We start from the raw sequence: 17,938 nt of genomic DNA on the forward strand, positions 1-17,938 counted from the left end.
CATGAAAAAGATCGAACCTGCCGTCTTCTTCCCAGCCGCCGCCCTGGTCTTTGCCGGGGTGGCCTATGCGGTGCTGGCCGGCGACTCGGCTGAGGCGGCCTTCACGGGCCTGCGCAATGCGATCACCGAAACCACCGGCTGGCTCTATTCCGTCGGGGTGGGCTTCTTCCTGATCGCGCTGATCGTCGTCGCCTTCTCCGACTGGGGGCGGATCAAGCTGGGCCCGGATGACAGCGAGCCGGAATACGGGTTCGCGCCCTGGTTCGCGATGCTGTTCTCGGCGGGGATGGGGATCGGCCTGATGTTCTTCGGCGTCGCCGAACCGCTGACCCACTATCTCACCCCGCCCGACGGCGATCCGGAAACACTGGAATCGGCACGTCAGGCCATCGTCCTGACCTTCTTCCACTGGGGTGTCCATGCCTGGGGGATCTATGTCGTCGTCGGGTTGAGCCTAGCTTATTTCACCTATCGCCACGGCCTGCCGCTGACGATCCGTTCCGCCCTCTATCCGCTGATCGGCGACCGCATCTACGGTCCGATCGGTCATGCCGTCGACACCATCGCCGTACTGGGCACGCTGTTCGGTGTCGCCACTTCGCTGGGCTTCGGCGTGACGCAGATCAATGCCGGTCTGAACACGCTGTTCGACGTCCCCATCGCGCCGGTCGTGCAACTGGCCCTGATCGCCGGGATCACGGCGCTCGCCACGATTTCCGTTGTTGCGGGCCTGGACGCGGGCATCAAGCGGCTCAGCGAGCTGAACCTCTATCTCGCCATCGCCCTCATCCTCTTCGTGCTGCTGACCGGTCCGACGCTCTTCCTGATCAGCGCCTTCGTGCAGAATATCGGCGACTATCTCGACCAGCTGGCGACGCTGACCTTCAATGTCGACGCCTATGGCGACGGTGTGTGGGTGAGCGACTGGACCCTGTTCTACTGGGGCTGGTGGATTTCCTGGTCGCCGTTTGTGGGCATGTTCATCGCCCGCATCTCGCGCGGCCGGACAGTGCGCGAGTTCATTTTCGGTGTCCTGCTGGGCCCGACGCTGTTCACCTTCTTCTGGATGACGGTCTATGGCGACAGCGCCCTGCGTCTCGCGCTTGCCGGGCTCGCCGAACCGATGGTCGACGCCGTGCGCAACGGGCAGAGCGAGCTGGCCCTGTTCGCCTTTCTGGAAAACCTGCCCCTGACCGGCGTGACTTCGGTGCTCGCGATCACCCTGGTGGCGACCTTCTTCGTCACCTCGTCGGACTCGGGATCGCTGGTGAAATCGACCCTGGCTTCGGGCGGGTCGCTCAACCCGCCGGTCTCGCAGCGGCTTTTCTGGGCCCTGCTGGAAGGCGTGGTTGCGGCCGTTCTTCTGATGGTGGGCGGACTTGGCGCGCTGCAGTCGGCGACGATCGCGGCGGCGCTGCCCTTCACCCTGGTGATCATGCTCGCCTTTGTCGGCCTGTTTCGGGCCTGGTCGATCGAGACGGCCCGCCGGGCCGGGCGCAAGACCGCCTCCCAGCTGCCCGTCGAGGGCGCTGCTGTGCCCTGGAAGGCGCGACTGCGCATGATGTTCTCGCGGCCGACTGGCAAGGAAGTCGACGTCTATATCGAGGAAACCGTCATGCCGGCGCTGGAATCGGTGGCCGAGGAGCTGAAGAAGTACGGCTACGAGACCGAGCTCGACCAGGCGCGCGGCTGTGCCTCCATGCGGGTGAAGGATGAGGACCGGCCGGAATTCGTCTTCCGGGTCGAACGGCGCCTTTATGACGAGCCCTATTTCGCGACGCCCGAAGAAGAAGGCGAGCCGGGCATCGACCCGGACAAGAGCGAGGAAGAGTTCGCCCGCGCCGAGGTCGTCCTGTCAGATGGCGGGCAGCACTACTGCGTCTACGGCTTCTCGAAAGTGCAGATCATCCGCGAGGTGATGCGCAATTTCGAACGTCACCTGCAATGGCTCTACCACATTGCGCATACGCGATGAGGCGGTGGATCAAAGCCACTTCATCAGGCGGAAGAACATGACCTGGCAGGCGCCGATCGCGGCCATCATGCCGGTGACGATCCAGAAAGCGGCACCGGAATCGGCGCCGGGCATGCCGCCGACATTGATGCCCAGAAGGCCGGTCAGGAAGCCCAGAGGCAGGAAGATCGCGGCGACGAGCGAGAGCACGTAGAGCGTCTTGTTCATCCGGTCGGCAAGGGCGTTGGCCAGCTCGTCCTTGACGATCTGGGCTCGTTCGCGGATCGCGTCGAGGTCTTCGAGATAGCGGGTGATCCGGTCGAGGTTTTCCTGCAGCCGGCGTTTGGCGGGCACGTCGATCCAGGCGAAATCGAGCGCGCGCAATTGCGCGACCACATCGCGCTGGGGCGCGAAATAGCGCCGGAAGATGATCGCCTGGCGGCGCAGGGTGACGATGGTCTGGCGTTCCTCGACGGACGGGGAGTCCATCACCTCTTCCTCGACATCGTCGAGGGCGACGTGAAGGTCCGTCATCACCGGTTCCATCCGTTCGAACAGGCGGGCCGACAGGGTGGCGACGAAGTCGCCGGAATGCGTTGGACCGGTGCCGGCATCGAGCCGGTCCTGGATATCGCGCACGGCCTTGAGCGTGCGCAACTGCACCGAGACGATGCGGTGCGCATCGACCCACAGCCGGATCGACACCATGTCCTCCGGCTGGGCGTCCTGATTGAGATTGACGCCGCGCAGGATCAGCAGCGCGCCGCGCTCGAATTCCACAAGACGCGGCCGGGTCTCCTCGGCGAGCAGGGCGTCGATCGCCAGCGGGTCGAGATACTCCAGCTCGGTTTCGATCCAGCGGCGTGTGTCGGGGTGGCGTCCGTCGAGATGCACCCAGGCGAGCCCGTCGTCGCGGGCATGGCTTGAGGCCTCGTCATGCGACAACCGCGTTCCGGACCCGTCGCCATTGATCGCGGCGGCGTAGAGGATGGCACCGTCGTCAGGCATCGCTAGCCTCATCGGATCCGCTTGCCTCGTCGGGTTCGCCGGTTCCGCCGGGTTCGCGCAGCGGCTCCTCACGGCCGGGCAGGCCGGACCGGATGTGCAGATCGCGCTGCGGGAAGGGGATCTCGATGCCGTTCTCACGGAATTTCCGCCAGATCGCGAACATCACCTCGCTCTGCGGACCCCACCGGCCGTCGACGATATTTCCGACCCAGAAATAGAGCAGGAAGTTGATCGAGCTGTCGCCGAATGTGCGTAGGAAGCACACCGGTTCCGGGTCTTCCAGGCAGCGCGGGTGCTCGCGTGCGGCTTCCAGCATCAGGGCATGCACCTTCTCCAGATCCGAGCCATAGGCCACACCGACCGGTACCTCGACCCGTGCCTTCGAACTCGACAGGGTCCAGTTGGTCACCCGGTTGGTGATGAAGTCCTCGTTCGGGACGAGGACCTCCTTGCCGTCGAAAGTCTCGATCAGGATGAAGCGCGCGCTGGAGCGGCGCACATAGCCGCTGGTACCGTCGGGCAGTTCGATCAGATCGTCTTCTTCCACCGAGCGCTCGAACAGCAGGATCAGGCCGCTCACGAAGTTCGAGGCGACTTTCTGCAGGCCGAAGCCCAGACCGATACCCAGCGCGCCGCCGAAGACGGTCAGCGTGGTCAGGTCGAGCCCGATCAGGTCCAGCGCCACCAGGCCGGAGAGGATGTAGAGGGCAATCTGGAAAACCTTGGTGACCAGGACGCGCGTCGTCTTCCGCATCCGGCTGAGATGGGCGAGGCGCTTCTCGATCAGGTCGGACAGGATGGCGGCCGTCCAGAAGACGAGCGCCAGAACCAGTATGCCCCGCAAGACGGTGTAGGCGCTGATGCGGACATCGCCGACCTGGTAAGTGAGGCTGTCCGTGTCGAGGTATTGGCGCAGCAGTTCGAAATGGCCAGTGAACCCCGCGGCTACGATCCCCGCCAGTGTCGCGAAGACCAGTATGCGCGCCCAGAGCCCGCTCGGCTTGATGATCGAAAGAAGGAAGTTCTTCATGCGTTTGGCGATGATCCGGATGAATTGCGCTGTTTCCTGCCTACCTCTGGCCGCGCGGACAGGCAAGGACCGGGCGAGGTGCCAGCGGCGGGTTCGAGCGCGCTAGTAGTCGCGCCGCCAGCGGATCGCGACCGAGGCATCGGTGTCGGCAGACAGGCGCGACAGCACGCTGAGATCGGGGGTCAGCTGCCACTCCACCAGCGCCTGGCCGAGCGCCGATGTGCCGCCGGTGCCCAGTTCCACATAGACATTGTCGCCTAGCCGGACGCCGCCGGTGACGGCGATATTGCCATCGGCGTCGGTCGAGACGGACAGCCGGTCGATCCCGGCCAGGTCACGCAGCTGGCCGACAATGTTCAACAGGCTCTGACCCGAAAGCTGGGCCGCCAGCTGGGCTGCCTCGAAGGCGCCCAGCTCGCTGACCGACTCGTCGAACAGCAGACGCGACAGGATTTCGTCTTCCGGCAGGGCAGGATCGCTGCTCAGCGTCACGCTGGGACTGCGCACAGGTCCCTCGATCCTGGCCGTCGCCGAGAAACCGGGGCGTTCATGCGCGGCGGTCAGGTCGACGCGGGCATCTTCCGGCGCGCCGTCGAAGCGGACCTCGCCACCCTCCAGCCGGAAGCGCCGGTTGAAAACGAAGGCCGTGCCGTCGAGCAGCATGGCCCGGCCGCTCAGTTCGGGCTTGCCCACGGCGCCGCTGGCGTTGAGGTCGAGCCCCCACTCGGACGAGAAGGTTGAGGAGTCGATGTAGATGTTCCGGTCCGCCTCGACGGAATAATCGAGCCGCATCGGCAGTACATTGCGCGAATAGCTCTGCCGGCCCTTGGGCAGGTTGATCTCCTGCACGTCGATCTCCGGGATCGAGGCGGCGCCGTTCATCGAGGGCCGGATACGGGCGCGATCGACATGGGTCGAGCCCGAGATCAGCAGGCCCCGGGCGTCGAGCGCCAGATTGGCATTGCCGGTTGCCTGGATGGTCATGTCGTCGCGGCGCGCCGCCTGGAACCGGTCGAATTCCAGTTCGGCTTCGCCCCGGGGCCCCTCGGTCGGCAGACGCAGGACGCCGGAACCCGTCAGCCGTCCGCTCTCGCCATCGCTGGCCGACAGTTCGGTCAGTTCCAGGCCGCTGCCATCGAAGGTGGCTGCGAGTTCCAGGTCGCGGATCGTGGCGCCGGTCGCAGTGGCCGTGACCTGACCGCCGGAGAGTTGCAGCAGGCCTGCGAGTTCCGGCGCGCCGCGGACACCGGTGAGATCGACCTCGGCCACCAGCTCACCTCTCTCGATGCGCGCATCCGGCGGCACGAGGAGAGTGGCGAGGTCGGCAATATCGCCGCGAAGGCGCAACCGGCCGGAGATCGGGCTGCCATCCTCGCCGGCCAGCATGGCGAGGCGGGGCGTGGGGCCTTCCCGCACGAGAGTGGCGTTGCCGGAGAGATCGTCGCCGGTCAGCGTCATCTCGACACGGGCGTTTTCGGCGACGTCGAGGACGAGATCGGCATCGACGGGTTGCGCGCTGTCGGCCGCAAGAGCAGCGAGATCGTCAATGCCCAGCTCGGCACCGCCTTGCCAGAGGCCGTCGATACGTTCCAGCCGGACCTCGCCGGACAGCATGCCCGCCGCCGGCGGGAAGGCGGTGATATCGGCGATGACCGCCACGGGCAGTCCGGCAAGCCCGGCCTCCAGTTCGGCCTGGCCGCCGGTGCGGGCATAGCGCCAGGACAGTGTGCCGTCGCCGATCGTGGTGGCACCGCCGGCCCGGTAATCGCCATTGGCATAGTCCAGCGTGATCGGTTCGGCCGTGCGGATGCGGTGAATGCTCCAGCGGCCCGACGGGCTGAGGCTCAGCGACACGACGCCGTCCTCGCTGATACCCAGGCGGCCGGCGGCATTGAGGGTCAGTGGGCTGCGCAGGCGCCCGGTTGCCGTCGTCCGCACCGCCATGTCCGACAGGGGCCCGTCCAGCCGCAGCGTCGCCTCGGCGAGGTAGCCGCCGGAGAAGGAGTGACCGGTTACGATGAGTTCGGCGTCCAGTACACCGTCGCGCAGGGCTTCCGGCGAGGCGGAATAGCGGATGCTGGACCGGGCCCGGTCGCCCAGTTCCATGTCGAAAGCGGCGTCGAGCCGCTGCGTCGTCTGCTCGGCCGAGGCCGAAATCCGGAAGGGGCCGATCAGGCTTTCATCGATATGCGCCGACCAGGTGTCGCCGGCACGGGTGACGGCGCCGGTCATGCGGACCGGTTTGCCGTTGCGCGTTGCTTCCAGGATCCAGTCGGCCGTCAGGCTGCCGTCCTGCCAGACGGTCTCGATTGCGAGATTGGGTTCGTTGACTGTGAGCTGGCCGGCGGTGATGGCATTGCTGCGTGTCGCCGTGCGGATCTCGATACGTCCGTTTCCGGCGGCATTGACACGGAAGGCCGTCGCCAGGGCGCCGTCGATCTCTGCGGCCTCGACCGGCAGCTGGCCGGACAGGGCGAGATCGCCTTCGGCTGTCCAGCCATCGCCGCGTGTCTGTCCCCGGCCGGAAAGATCCACGCCGCTGGCGCGGGCGCGGATATCGCGCATCTGCCAGCCTTCGTCGGTCCGCGCGACCGTCACTTCTCCTTCCAGGTCCTGCAGCAGGTCGGCATAGGCCGGGTCCCAGACGACAGAGGCTGCGTCGACGGTCAGGTGTGCGCTTTGCCAGGACTGTGCGTTCAGGGTCAGGCGGGCCGGGCCCGATGCGCGCGATGTGAGGCGGGCAATGTCGTTGATCGCCAGAACCGCATCCAGCGTGGGATCGTCTTCGCCGAGCGGGTATCGGCCGGAGGCGTCGAGGCGTGCATGGCCGGTCTCGACGGCCAGGCGATCGATCTCCAGCGCGCGGGCTTGCCCGTCCCAGGTGCCGGCAAAGTCCAGCGCCGCCGTATCGCCGATCAGGGGGGCGGCCTGTTCGACGGACAGGTGCGGTGATTGCAGGTCCAGCCGGCTCTCGATCATGTAGCGTCCATCACGGCGCACCACCGTGACAGGCCCGGAGACCTGTCCCGCCGTGACATAGTCGACGGCCAGCGCCTCTGCGGTGAGCTCACCGTCCAGCCGCAATCCGCTGCCTGTCTCGACCCGGCCGGACCAGCGTGCGGTACGGGCGGTGACACGGCCGGAGGTGAGGGCAGCGATCGTGCCGGCGCCGGCACGGGCGCTGACCGTCCAGGCGTTCTCGCCCGCCGGTGCGAGGGTGGCAGAGCCGCTGCTGGTTTCGGCTTCCAGCCGGGTGAAGGTGAAACCGGCCTCGCGGCTGCCCTCGGCGACGATATCGGCGTCTCCCGCCAGGTCGCGATAGCTTTCCGGAACCACGCCCCAGCCCTCGACATCGACCCGGCCTTCGGCGCGCCAGTCGCGTTCCGTCCAGTTGATCCGGGCCCGTACCATCTCCTGATTGCCGGCGCGAAGGACGACATCGCCTTCACCCGCGTCGCCATCGCCCGCGATCTCGCCTTCAGCGTGGATCGCCCGCCCGGACAGGCGCAGCAGGCTGGCAAGCGGCCCGTCGGCTGCACCGAAGGCATCCAGCGTGCCAGCGATGCCGTTGCCGTCGATCCGCAGGTCGGCGGCCAGACGGTCGCCCTCGGCATCGATCCGCTCGGCATCCAGATGAAGGCGTGCACCATCGCCCGCACCGGCTTCCGCCGAGGCGTCGATGCGCAGGCGCGACGCCGGTCCCGCGACGCCTTCGGCAAGGGCGAGCTCCGCAACGGTCAGCTCACCCAGAATGAGGGCCGGCAGGTCGGGCAGGCCGCCATCGCTGTCCGGCGCGTTCTCGCGTCCGTCCGGCCGGCGCAACACCTCGACCCGGGCCGCGCTGATGCTGCGGATCCTGTAGGGTTTGAACAAGAGGCTCGAGGCCTGCCAGTCGAGGCTGATGTCTTCGGCCGTCAGCCAGATGCCATCGGCGTCTGCGAGCGTCAGACGGTCCAGATGAAGGCGGGACAGCGGATCGCCGGACAGGCCCTCGATCGCGATCGTCTGGCCGCCGATCTCGCGGCCGTCCAGCTGGCTTGTCACCAGCCAGCGCCCCGGCGCACCGCCTGCAGCCAGGCGCAGGCCGGCCACGAGCGCGGCGAGGATCACGACCGTGATCGCGCTCCAGCGCAGGACGCGGACTATGACCTGGCGCGCTGTCATGGATCAGAAGGCCTGGCCGAGGCTGAAATAGATCTGCACGGGATCCTCGCCATCGCGCCGGTCGAGCGGCGTGGCGATGTCGACCCGCACGGGGGCGAAATCGAAGTAATACCGCACGCCCACCCCGACGGCGGTGCGAAGGTTGGACAAGTCGGGCTGGCGGTCGCTGGAGGCCATGGCGGAGTCGACAAAGCCGACCACACCCCAACGTTCGCGCACCCGCCAGCGCAGCTCGGCGCTTGTCTCGACCACAGAAATCCCGCCGAAGGGCGTTCCGTCCGGCGCTTGGGGGTTGAGGGACTGATAGTCGAAGCCGCGCGCGGAACCGCCGCCGCCGGCATAGAAACGCTGGTCGGCCGGCATGGCCGTCGCCGAGGCTCCAAAGACAGACCCGACCCGCATACGCAGGGCGGCCACGGTGTTGTCGCTGAGGCGGTAATAGGTGCTGGCGCGGCCTTCCAGACGCACATACTGGCAGCCGCAATCGCCCAGCGTCGTCGCGGGCGTTACCTGAACCATGCCATAGATACCGCTGTCCGGATCGAGCGGGTCTGTCCGGGAGTCATAGCTGGCCACCAGATCGACGGCGGCCGTGATGACGTCGCGCTCGCCGAAGGCATCGGTGACGCGCGACCAGTCGATGTGTGGGCCGATGCCATAGGTCCGCCGGCCATCGCGCCGGGTGACTTCCACACCGATCTCGGCCTCTTCCTGCTGGTAGGCGTCCGTGTCCTCGCTGACGAGACCGGCATGCAGGCGCAGTGTCTGGTCGAAGCGGCGCCAATGCGGACGCGACACGCTGGCCAACAGCGACTGGTTCAGCGTCGCAATCCCTGCCGACAGGGTCAGCGTCTCGTCATTGCCGCGCAGATTGCGCCGGATCCAACGAACATTGCCGCCGCCGCCTTCACTGGTGGAATAGCTGAGCCCGGTCTCGATGGAATGGCGGGCCGAGGGTGTGAGTTCGACATCGACAGGCCGGTTGCCGTCCTCGCCGACCGGACCCAGCGTGATGTCGGCGGCGCCGACGCTGTCCAGCTCGGTCAGGCGTTTCTGGTATTCCAGTATCTCTTCGCGGTTTGCAGGCTCCCCGGTGGTGAAGGGCGACATGCGCGCGATGAATTGCGGGTTCCACGGGCCCGTATCCCGCTCGATCTCGCCATAGGTCGACCAGGGTCCCGGTGTGTAACGGAAGGTGATCCGGCCCTCTTCGGTGGCGTGATCGACCACCACGCGCCGGTCCTCGATCCGGGCGTCGGGCCAGCCGGAATTGTGCAGGGCAACGAGACCCTGGGCTTCGGCGTCGATGACAGACTGGGCCCGCAGGGGCGTTCCGGTCTCAAGGCCGATCGCGTCCCGGGCGGTGGCACGGGCGTCCTCGTCGTCGCCGGTTTCCGTTGCTATGTCGGCGATGATGAAGACCGGGCCAGGGGTGATCTGGACAAGGGCCTCCTGCTGCGGGCCGATCATCGGTTCCAGCGTGGCCGCGTAGTAGCCGCGCGAGCGCAGCAGGCGGCGGGCACGGTCGGCCGCAGTCCTTGCATCTCTCAGGGCGCTCGAAACCCCGCCGGCTTGCGCTTCGCGCTCGCCGATTGCGGTTTCCAGCGCAGCCCGCAGCGACGCATCCGACACGCCCTCGATCCGGGCCAACGGATCGGCGAGGGCCGGACCGGTTACCAGCAATGCCAGGACGGGTACGAGTTTGAAGGTCACGCGATATCACCAAGGGCAATTGCCCCGGTTCTATAGAACCTGCCCGGGGCTGTCGTCCCCATCCTGCGACATTAAAACCCTGTCAGACGGCGCGGCTGTGCTTCTGGCTGGCAGGCTGGAAGCCCGGATCGATGCGCGCAGCGATGTTGCGCACATAGGGCAGGCCGGCCGGTGTTACCTTGAGGTGGCCGTCTTCCAGCCGGGCCAGACCGTCAGCAATGACCCCGTCCAGCGCGTCCGGGTCGAACAGGTCGCCATCCAGCGGAATGTCGAATGTGCACAGGAGCCGCATGATACGTTCGCCGATCCGGCCTTCGCGCCAGGATCGGGTGACGCCGCGCACGATGGCGGAGCCTTCGGTCGCCAGCGCCTCGGCATAGCGGGCCGGGTCGGGAATATTCTGGGCATAGCCTTGCGGGGCCTCGGAGATCGAGGAGGCACCGAAACCGATCAGGATGTCGTAGGGATCGTCGGTATAGCCCTGGAAATTCCGGCGCAACGATCCGTCGCGTGCGGCCCGGGCAAGCGGGTCTTCCGGCCGGGCGAAATGGTCGAAACCTATTGCTGAATAGCCGGCCTCGGTGAGGGCCTGAGCGGCGGCGAGCATCTGATCGAACCGGGCCTGGGCGCCCGGCAGCCGGTCTTCGGGGATGGCACGCTGGTGTTTCTTGAACCACGGGACATGCGCATAGCCGAAGACCGAGACACGGTCGGCATCCATCTCGGCGACGGCGCGCGCTGTCGCCTCGACGCGCTCGATCGTCTGGGCGGGCAGGCCGTACATGACGTCCATATTGATCCGGGAGATGCCGGCGCCGCGCAGTGCCCGCACGGCCGCTTCCACCTGCTCGCGTGGCTGGATCCGGTGGATCAGGGTCTGCACTTCTTCGGACAGGTCCTGCACGCCCAGGCTGGCGCGGGTTACGCCGTTTGCAGCCAGCGCCTCGCACAGGCGGCTGTCCAGCCCGCGCGGATCCAGTTCGACGGCGATCTCCGCGTCGGCGGCGAAGTCGTAGCGGGCGCGCAGCGCATCCATCACGGCACCGAAACGCGCCGGCGACAGCATGTCCGGCGAGCCGCCACCGAAATGCAGGTGATGCACCTTGCCGCGCGCGGGTGCCGGACGGGTCGCGATCTCTGTCAGCAGGGCCTCCAGATAGCGCTCGATCCGGCTGTCGCGATTGGGCACGGTGGTGTTGCAGCCGCAATACCAGCACATCGAGCGGCAGAACGGGATGTGGACGTAGAGCGAAAGCACCGGTTCGGCCGGCGTTTCCGACATCCATCCCGCCCAGGCGCCGCCGCAGATCCCGTCATTGAACTGGGTTGCCGGCGGATAGGAGGTGTAGCGCGGCACGGCCTCCAGGGCGTAGCCGGGCAGAAAAACGGGCGTGTGGAGAATGTCGGTCATGGCGGGAACGCAATCATGTGATTATTTTTGCGGACATTACGTCCCGCGCCGCGACCGCGCGATGCGCCCAAAGCGCGCAGGCCGGGACATGGAAAGTTTTTCGCCCGGGCGCTTATGTTAGGGGTAACATTGCTGTAATAGATCCTCCCCGGACACACGCCGCAAACCCCGGAAGGCAGCATGGCCGAACTCGTCCCCGTTGAACCGTTCGATATCGTCGTCTTCGGCGCTACGGGCGATCTTGCCCTGCGCAAGCTGATCCCGGCGCTGTTCCATCGCTGGTGCGACGGCCAGATCACGGCGGATTCGCGGATCATCGCGGCGTCCCGGGAACCGATGAGCGATGATGCGTTCCGCGATATTGCCGCAAGGCACATTTTCGAGCGGGATCCCACGGATGCGCGCCGCAAAGCCTGGTCGGAATTCACCGAGCGCATGCACTATGTCGCCGTCGATGTCAGCGCTCAGGGCGAAGACTGGGCTGATCTCAAGGCGGCACTGGATCCCGACGAGGACAAGATCCGGCTCTACTATCTCGCGCTTCCGCCTTCCACCTATGGCCAGGCCTGCGCGGGACTTGCCGCGCAATCGCTGAACACGCCGAATGCCCGGATCGTGCTGGAGAAGCCGATCGGGACGGACTTTCACTCCGCCCGCCGGATCAACGACCAGGTCGGTGAAGTCTTCCGGGAAAACAACATCTTCCGGATCGATCACTATCTGGGCAAGGAAACCGTCCAGAACCTGCTGATCCTGCGCTTTGCCAACTATCTGTTCGAGCCGATCTGGAATGCCAACGGGATCGATCACGTCCAGATCACCGTCGCGGAATCGCTGGGGGCGGGTGAGCGGGCCGGCTATTACGACCGCTCCGGCGCTCTGCGCGACATGGTGCAGAACCATCTGCTGCAGCTGGCCTGCCTGGTTGCCATGGAGCCGCCGGCCTCGCTCGATCCGGATTCGGTGCGCACTGAAAAGCTGAAAGTGCTCAAGGCGCTGCGCCCGATCACGGCGGCCAATGTGTCGCAGGATGTGGTGCGCGGGCAGTATCAGGCCGGCGCGGTCGGCGGTTCACCTGTGCCGGGTTATGCCGAAGAGGTCGGGTCGGATACCGGGACCGAGACCTTTGTGGCGATCCGGGCCCAGCTGGAGAACTGGCGCTGGGCGGGCGTGCCCTTCTACATGCGGACGGGCAAGCGCATGGGATCGCGGCGCTCCGAGATCATCGTCCAGTTCAAGCCGGTGCCGCACGATGTTGTCGGCGCAGTCGATGGCGTGTTGCACCCCAACCGGCTGGTGATCCGCCTGCAGCCGGATGAGGGCGTCAAGCTGATGCTGATGACCAAGGATCCGGGCCCCGGCGGGCTTCGCCTGCGCTATGTGCCGCTGAACCTGTCCTATGCCGAGCATTTCGAGGCCAATTATCCCGACGCCTATGAGCGCCTCCTGATGGCGGTCGTGCGGGGTAATCTCAGCCTGTTCATGCGGCGCGACGAGGTCGAGGCGGCCTGGCGCTGGGTCGACGGGATCATCCGTGCCTGGGACGAGGGCCAAGCCAAGCTGTATGGCTACCAGGCCGGCACCGACGGGCCGACACAGGCGGCCTTGCTGCTCGCCCGTGAGGACAGGGAGTGGTTCGATGCCATCCGGCACTGACGCACCGCTCCATCCCGTGCAGCGTCATGCCGGGATCGAGGCGATGACGGCCGAGCTGGCAGGACAGGTGGCGGCGGTGCTGGATGCTGCGATCCGGGCGCGCGGATCGGCCGTGCTGGCAGTATCCGGCGGTTCGACGCCGGCGCCGCTCTACCGCGCCTTGTCGCAGCTCGACATCGACTGGGCCCGGGTGACGGTGCTGCTGGTCGACGAGCGCTGGGTCGAACCGGATAAAGCGGGATCGAATGAAGGCTTCGTTCGTGAGACACTCCTCACGGGCAAGGCGGCAGACGCTCGCTTCATCGGTCTGAAAACCCCGGACCTGTCGCCCTTCGATGCCGCGGCCGGACTGGCCATGCGGGTGCGGGACGCGGGCCGGATCGATCTTGCCGTGCTGGGCATGGGGAGCGATGGCCATACAGCGTCCTGGTTCCCCCATGCCCGGGGGCTGGAGGCAGCGCTGTCCGCAGAAGGTCCGCCGGTCGCCGCAATCGAGGCCCGGCCCAGTGCCGTGACCGGCGATCACCTGCTGCGCATGACGCTGACCCGGGCTGCGCTGAACCAGGCGCGGCATCTGTTGCTGATGATACGCGGCGAGGACAAGCTTGCGGCGCTGGAGGCCGCACGCGCACCGGGTCCGGTGGAAGACATGCCGGTTCGCGCCCTGCTGAGCGATGGGGCCCTGCCTCTGGATATCCACTGGACCGACTGAAACACCACACACGCAAACGGATGCGACACATGGCTCAACGTCTCAACTCCACGCTCGAAGCGGTCACCGACCGTATCCGCCGCCGAAGCGAGGCGAGCCGGTCGGCCTATCTCGAACAGATGCGCGCGGCGGGCCGCGACGGACGGCACCGGGCCGTCCTGTCCTGCGGCAATCTCGCCCATGGTTTCGCCGCGTGTCCCGGTGGCGACAAACAGGCCCTCAAGGAGGGCGGCAGCATCAATGTCGGCATCGTCACGGCCTATAATGACATGCTCTCGGCGCACCAGCCTTTCGAGCGCTTTCCGGGCATCATCAAGGCAGCGCTGAACGAAGTCGGCGCTGTCGGCCAGGTGGCGGGCGGCGTCCCGGCCATGTGCGACGGCGTGACCCAGGGGCAGCCGGGGATGGAGCTGTCGCTGTTCAGCCGCGATGCGATCGCGATGGCGACGGCGATCGCCCTGTCGCACAACATGTTCGACGCGGTGCTGTGCCTGGGGGTGTGCGACAAGATCGTTCCGGGCCTGCTGATCGGCGCGCTGCGCTTCGGTCATTTGCCGGTCGTCTTCGTGCCGGCGGGCCCGATGCGCTCCGGCCTGCCCAATCCGGAGAAGGCCCGCGTGCGCCAGCTTTATGCCGAGGGCAAGGTCGGTCGCGATGCGCTGCTGGATGCCGAAAGCAAAAGCTACCACTCGCCGGGCACATGCACCTTCTACGGCACGGCGAATTCCAACCAGATGCTGATGGAGATCATGGGGCTTCATGTGCCCGGCGCGGCCTTCATCAATCCGGACGATCCGCTGCGTGACGTCATGACGGCGGAGGCGGCGCGCCGGGCGGCGGCCATCGTTCCCGGCGGTGCCGAGCCTGCTCCTCTGGCCGAGATCGTCGATGCGCGCGCCATCGCGAACGCCATTGTCGGCCTGCACGCCACCGGCGGTTCGACCAACCACACGATCCACCTGATCGCGATCGCGCGGGCGGCCGGGCTGCTTGTCGACTGGTCGGACTTCCACGATCTTGCCGGTGTGACGCCGCTGCTGTGCCGCGTCTATCCGAACGGGCCGGCAGATGTGAACCATTTCCACGCGGCCGGCGGGCTGGGCTTTGTCATTCGCGAGCTTCTCGATGCCGGCCTGCTGCACGAGGACGTGCTGACGGTCAGCGGCCGGGGGCTGCGCCATTATGCGAGCGAGCCCTTCGAAAGCGAGGCCGGGGTCACCTGGCGGCCGGCCGTGGAGCAGAGCGCGAACACCGACGTCGTCCGCCCTGTTGCCGAACCCTTCTCGGCCGATGGCGGGCTGAAAGTGCTCGACGGCGATCTGGGCCGGGCCGTGATCAAGATCTCGGCTGTGAAACCGGAGCATCATCTTGTCGAGGCCCCGGCGATCGTCTTCGAAACCCAGGACGACTTCATCGCGCGTTTCAAGGCCGGTGAGCTCGATTGTGACTTTGTCGCCGTGCTGCGCTTCCAGGGGCCGCGGGCCAATGGCATGCCGGAACTGCACCGTCTGACCCCGGCGCTCGGTGCGTTGCAGGATCGCGGCTTCCACGTTGCCCTGGTGACCGATGGCCGCATGTCCGGCGCCTCCGGCAAGGTGCCGGCTGCGATCCATGTCAGTCCGGAGGCGGCGCTGGGCGGCGCGATTGCGCGGGTGCGCGATGGTGACATCGTGCGCGTCGATGCGCCCGCCGGCCGGTTGACGGTGTCTGCCGATGGTTTCGCCGCCCGATCGCCCGCTATTGCTCCCGCCACGGTGCAGGCCGGCATGGGACGCGAGCTTTTTACCGGCTTCCGGCAATTGTGCGGACCGGCCGAAGAGGGCGCGCTGTCCATTCCGGGCCTTGCAGAGGCGGCTGCTGAGCGGACTGCAGAAACGGTCTAGAAAAAGCGGGTTTCTGCATCAGGCGTGATCTCAATCACGTATGTCGCTGACACAAAGTTGCTATTCGGAACATGCCGCTTGAAAGAGCGGCCCCAAACTCCTCTCCGTCGGAGGTCCACCTGCGCCGGGGATCCGGTGGGGCGCGAATCCTTGCCCGATGCGAAGCCCCAACTTCGCAATTCGCTCCCCACCACCCCCGTCCAGCGCCCGAGAGTTCGTCGAGGGCGATGCTGAAGGCCCCGACGGCATAGGCAGCGCGCGGGAAAACCTTTCTCCCCACGGTTGCCTGTCCCCGCCAATCGCCCAATGATGGTGCGTCCGAAACGGGGGAGCAGGGCATGTCCGGGGACAACCGCTATCGGGCGTTTATCAGCTACAGCCATGCCGATCAGACCTGGGCGCGCCGGCTTCACCGCGCGCTGGAAACCTATCGTGTTCCGACCCGTCTTGTCGGACAGGAAACACGCAAGGGCGATGTGCCGCGGCGCCTGTCGCCGATCTTCCGCGATCGCGACGATCTGTCGGCCTCCGGCGACCTGTCCGCCTCGGTGCGCGATGCCCTGGCGCGATCCGACACGCTGATCGTTATCTGCTCGCCGGCCGCGGCGGATTCGCGCTGGGTCAATGAGGAAATCCGGGTCTTCCGCGAACTCAATCCCGGCGGGGATGTGCTCGCCGCGATCCTGTCCGGTGAGCCGGATGCGATTGCTGCGGGCCGGCCGGCCGGCCAGGAGTGTTTCCCGCCGAACATGAGGGCGCCGGACGGTCTGGTGACTGAACCGGTCGCCGCCGATTTCCGCCGGTCCGGCGATGGCTGGCGCATGGCTGTGCTGAAGCTTGTGGCGGGGTTGATCGATGTGCGGCTTGACCAGCTGATCCAGCGGGACCTGCAACGCCGCCAGCGCCGCGTGACGGTGATCACAGGCGCAGCCATTGCTTTGTCTCTTACGATGTCGACGCTGACTTTTTTCGCGATCTCGGCCCGATCCGAAGCCGAACGTCGCAAGGCGGAGGCAGAGGATTTGATTGAGTTCATGCTGAGTGACTTGCGCGCCAAACTCGAACCGGTCGGGCGCCTCGACGTTCTCGATGCCGTCGGCGAGAAGGTGATCGCGTATTATGACGAGCGCGACCCTCGCCAGATGTCGTCCGACGATCTGGGCCGGCGGGCCCGGGCCTTCCACCTGCTCGGCGAGATCGACTCCGACGAGGGGGATCTGGAGAGCGCGTACCGCCATTTCAACACGGCCTACGAAGCAACCAGTCGCATTCTCGCGGTCGATCCGTCCTCGCCGGCACGCATTTACGAACATGCTCAGAGTGCGTTCTGGGCGGGGTATTTTGCCTGGCGCCGCAGCGATCTGGATACGGCAGAGGCCCGTTTCATCGAGTATCGCGACCTGTCGCGCCAGCTGCTGGCCGACGAGCCGGAAAATCTGGAATGGCAGGCCGAGGCCGCCTATGCCCACTCGAATCTCGGCACGGTCTATATCGGCCATGAACGCCTGCGCGATGCCCAGCGCGAATTCCGCCAGGCGCTGGAACTGTTCCAGTCGATCGCGGACGAGTCGCCGGACTCCGAGTCGGCCCTGATCGATCTGGCCGATGCCTGGGGCTGGATGGCCTATGTCGCCGAACCGCTTGACGGCCGGGACGCCGCCATGGAGGCGCTGCGCGAACAGATCCGCATCTATGACGAGCAGCTGGGTGGTGGTGCCGACAATTGGACGATCCGCCGTGACACGATGACCGCTGAGTATGCACTCGCGCGCCTGCACATCGCCGAAGGGCGCGGGGCAAGCCGGGCCGATATCGAGGCGGCGCTCCAGATCCTCATTCCGGCATCGCACGAGGCCGATGCGCTCGTTGCGCACGACCCGGCAAACCTGCAATGGCGGCTGGTCGTCATTCGCCAGCGGCTGTGGCTGTCCGATGCGCAATTGCTGGCCGGCGACCTCGACGCGGCCCGCGAGGCCTATCTCGATGCATCGGCCTACATGACGCATCCCTCGTGGATTTCTGCCGAAGGGGATGTGTTCGACGATACGCGCCTGCATGCATCGCTGATGGAGGCACGCATTCTGGCCGGCCTCGGAGACGTCGATGCCGCCAGCCTGGCGTTGCAGCATTTGCTGTCGGAGCTCGAGCAGATCGATGACTGGCAGAACCGCCTGAGCAAGGGGACCTACCTCTATGCGGCTGTTTCCAACACGCTGGCCGAACTCCTTGATCAGCAGGGGGAAGACCGGGAAGCAGCGCGTGTGCGCGAGGCGATGGTGAACCGGCTCATGCCGGTAATCGCGCGCGTTCCGGCCGACACGCGGGCAGAATACGACAGGGCCCGTGCGGTCCTGCAACGAGAGCGCATCAGTGCCGAATGATTGGTGACAACAGGGCGGAGACATCC

10 protein-coding genes are annotated in these 17,938 nt (G+C 66.5%); 5 read left to right on the plus strand and 5 right to left on the minus strand.

All coding sequences use genetic code 11. From position 1 onward, the window contains the following. The first annotated feature begins 1 nt into the window (after position 1). Positions 2-1,975, plus strand: coding sequence for a BCCT family transporter (locus tag ABJO18_RS08680; protein WP_348508565.1), 1,974 nt, complete (start codon positions 2-4; stop codon positions 1,973-1,975). A gap of 9 nt (positions 1,976-1,984) precedes the next feature. Here ABJO18_RS08680 and ABJO18_RS08685 read toward each other — a convergent pair whose 3' ends face one another. From ABJO18_RS08685 to hemN, 5 genes are all read right to left on the minus strand, one after another. After that, the gene (locus ABJO18_RS08685) at positions 1,985-2,962 is read right to left on the minus strand and encodes a zinc transporter ZntB (RefSeq protein ID WP_348508566.1); all 978 of its coding nucleotides are present in this window, start codon (positions 2,960-2,962) and stop codon (positions 1,985-1,987) included. Further along, on the minus strand, positions 2,955-3,992 hold the full coding sequence (locus ABJO18_RS08690; RefSeq protein ID WP_348508567.1) for a mechanosensitive ion channel domain-containing protein: 1,038 nt from the start codon (positions 3,990-3,992) through the stop codon (positions 2,955-2,957). Before ABJO18_RS08690 ends, ABJO18_RS08685 begins: the two co-directional genes overlap by 8 nt. Before the next feature lie 102 nt (positions 3,993-4,094). Beyond that, positions 4,095-8,156, minus strand: coding sequence for a translocation/assembly module TamB domain-containing protein (locus ABJO18_RS08695; protein ID WP_348515836.1), 4,062 nt, complete (start codon positions 8,154-8,156; stop codon positions 4,095-4,097). 3 nt (positions 8,157-8,159) lie between these two features. Next, on the minus strand, positions 8,160-9,869 hold the full coding sequence (locus tag ABJO18_RS08700; RefSeq protein ID WP_348507829.1) for an autotransporter assembly complex family protein: 1,710 nt from the start codon (positions 9,867-9,869) through the stop codon (positions 8,160-8,162). Between the two features lie 82 nt (positions 9,870-9,951). Beyond that, complete coding sequence (hemN, locus tag ABJO18_RS08705; RefSeq protein WP_348507830.1) at positions 9,952-11,280, minus strand: oxygen-independent coproporphyrinogen III oxidase; 1,329 nt, start codon at positions 11,278-11,280, stop codon at positions 9,952-9,954. Between the two features lie 180 nt (positions 11,281-11,460). Between hemN and zwf the strand changes: the two genes are divergently transcribed. The 4 genes from zwf (at position 11,461) to ABJO18_RS08725 (ending at position 17,912) form a co-directional block, all read left to right on the plus strand. Beyond that, a complete protein-coding gene (zwf, locus tag ABJO18_RS08710; RefSeq protein ID WP_348507831.1) occupies positions 11,461-12,936 on the plus strand; it encodes a glucose-6-phosphate dehydrogenase in 1,476 nt (491 codons plus the stop codon). Then, complete coding sequence (gene pgl, locus ABJO18_RS08715) at positions 12,920-13,648, plus strand: 6-phosphogluconolactonase (protein WP_348507832.1); 729 nt, start codon at positions 12,920-12,922, stop codon at positions 13,646-13,648. Before zwf ends, pgl begins: the two co-directional genes overlap by 17 nt. A gap of 29 nt (positions 13,649-13,677) precedes the next feature. Continuing rightward, complete coding sequence (gene edd, locus ABJO18_RS08720; protein ID WP_348507833.1) at positions 13,678-15,531, plus strand: phosphogluconate dehydratase; 1,854 nt, start codon at positions 13,678-13,680, stop codon at positions 15,529-15,531. Positions 15,532-15,869: 338 nt separating this feature from the next. After that, entirely contained in the window at positions 15,870-17,912 is a 2,043-nt protein-coding gene (locus ABJO18_RS08725; protein ID WP_348507834.1) for a toll/interleukin-1 receptor domain-containing protein, read from the plus strand. Positions 17,913-17,938 lie beyond the last annotated feature (26 nt).

The sequence above is a fragment of the Maricaulis sp. genome (assembly GCF_039978735.1).
Classification (GTDB): domain Bacteria; phylum Pseudomonadota; class Alphaproteobacteria; order Caulobacterales; family Maricaulaceae; genus Maricaulis.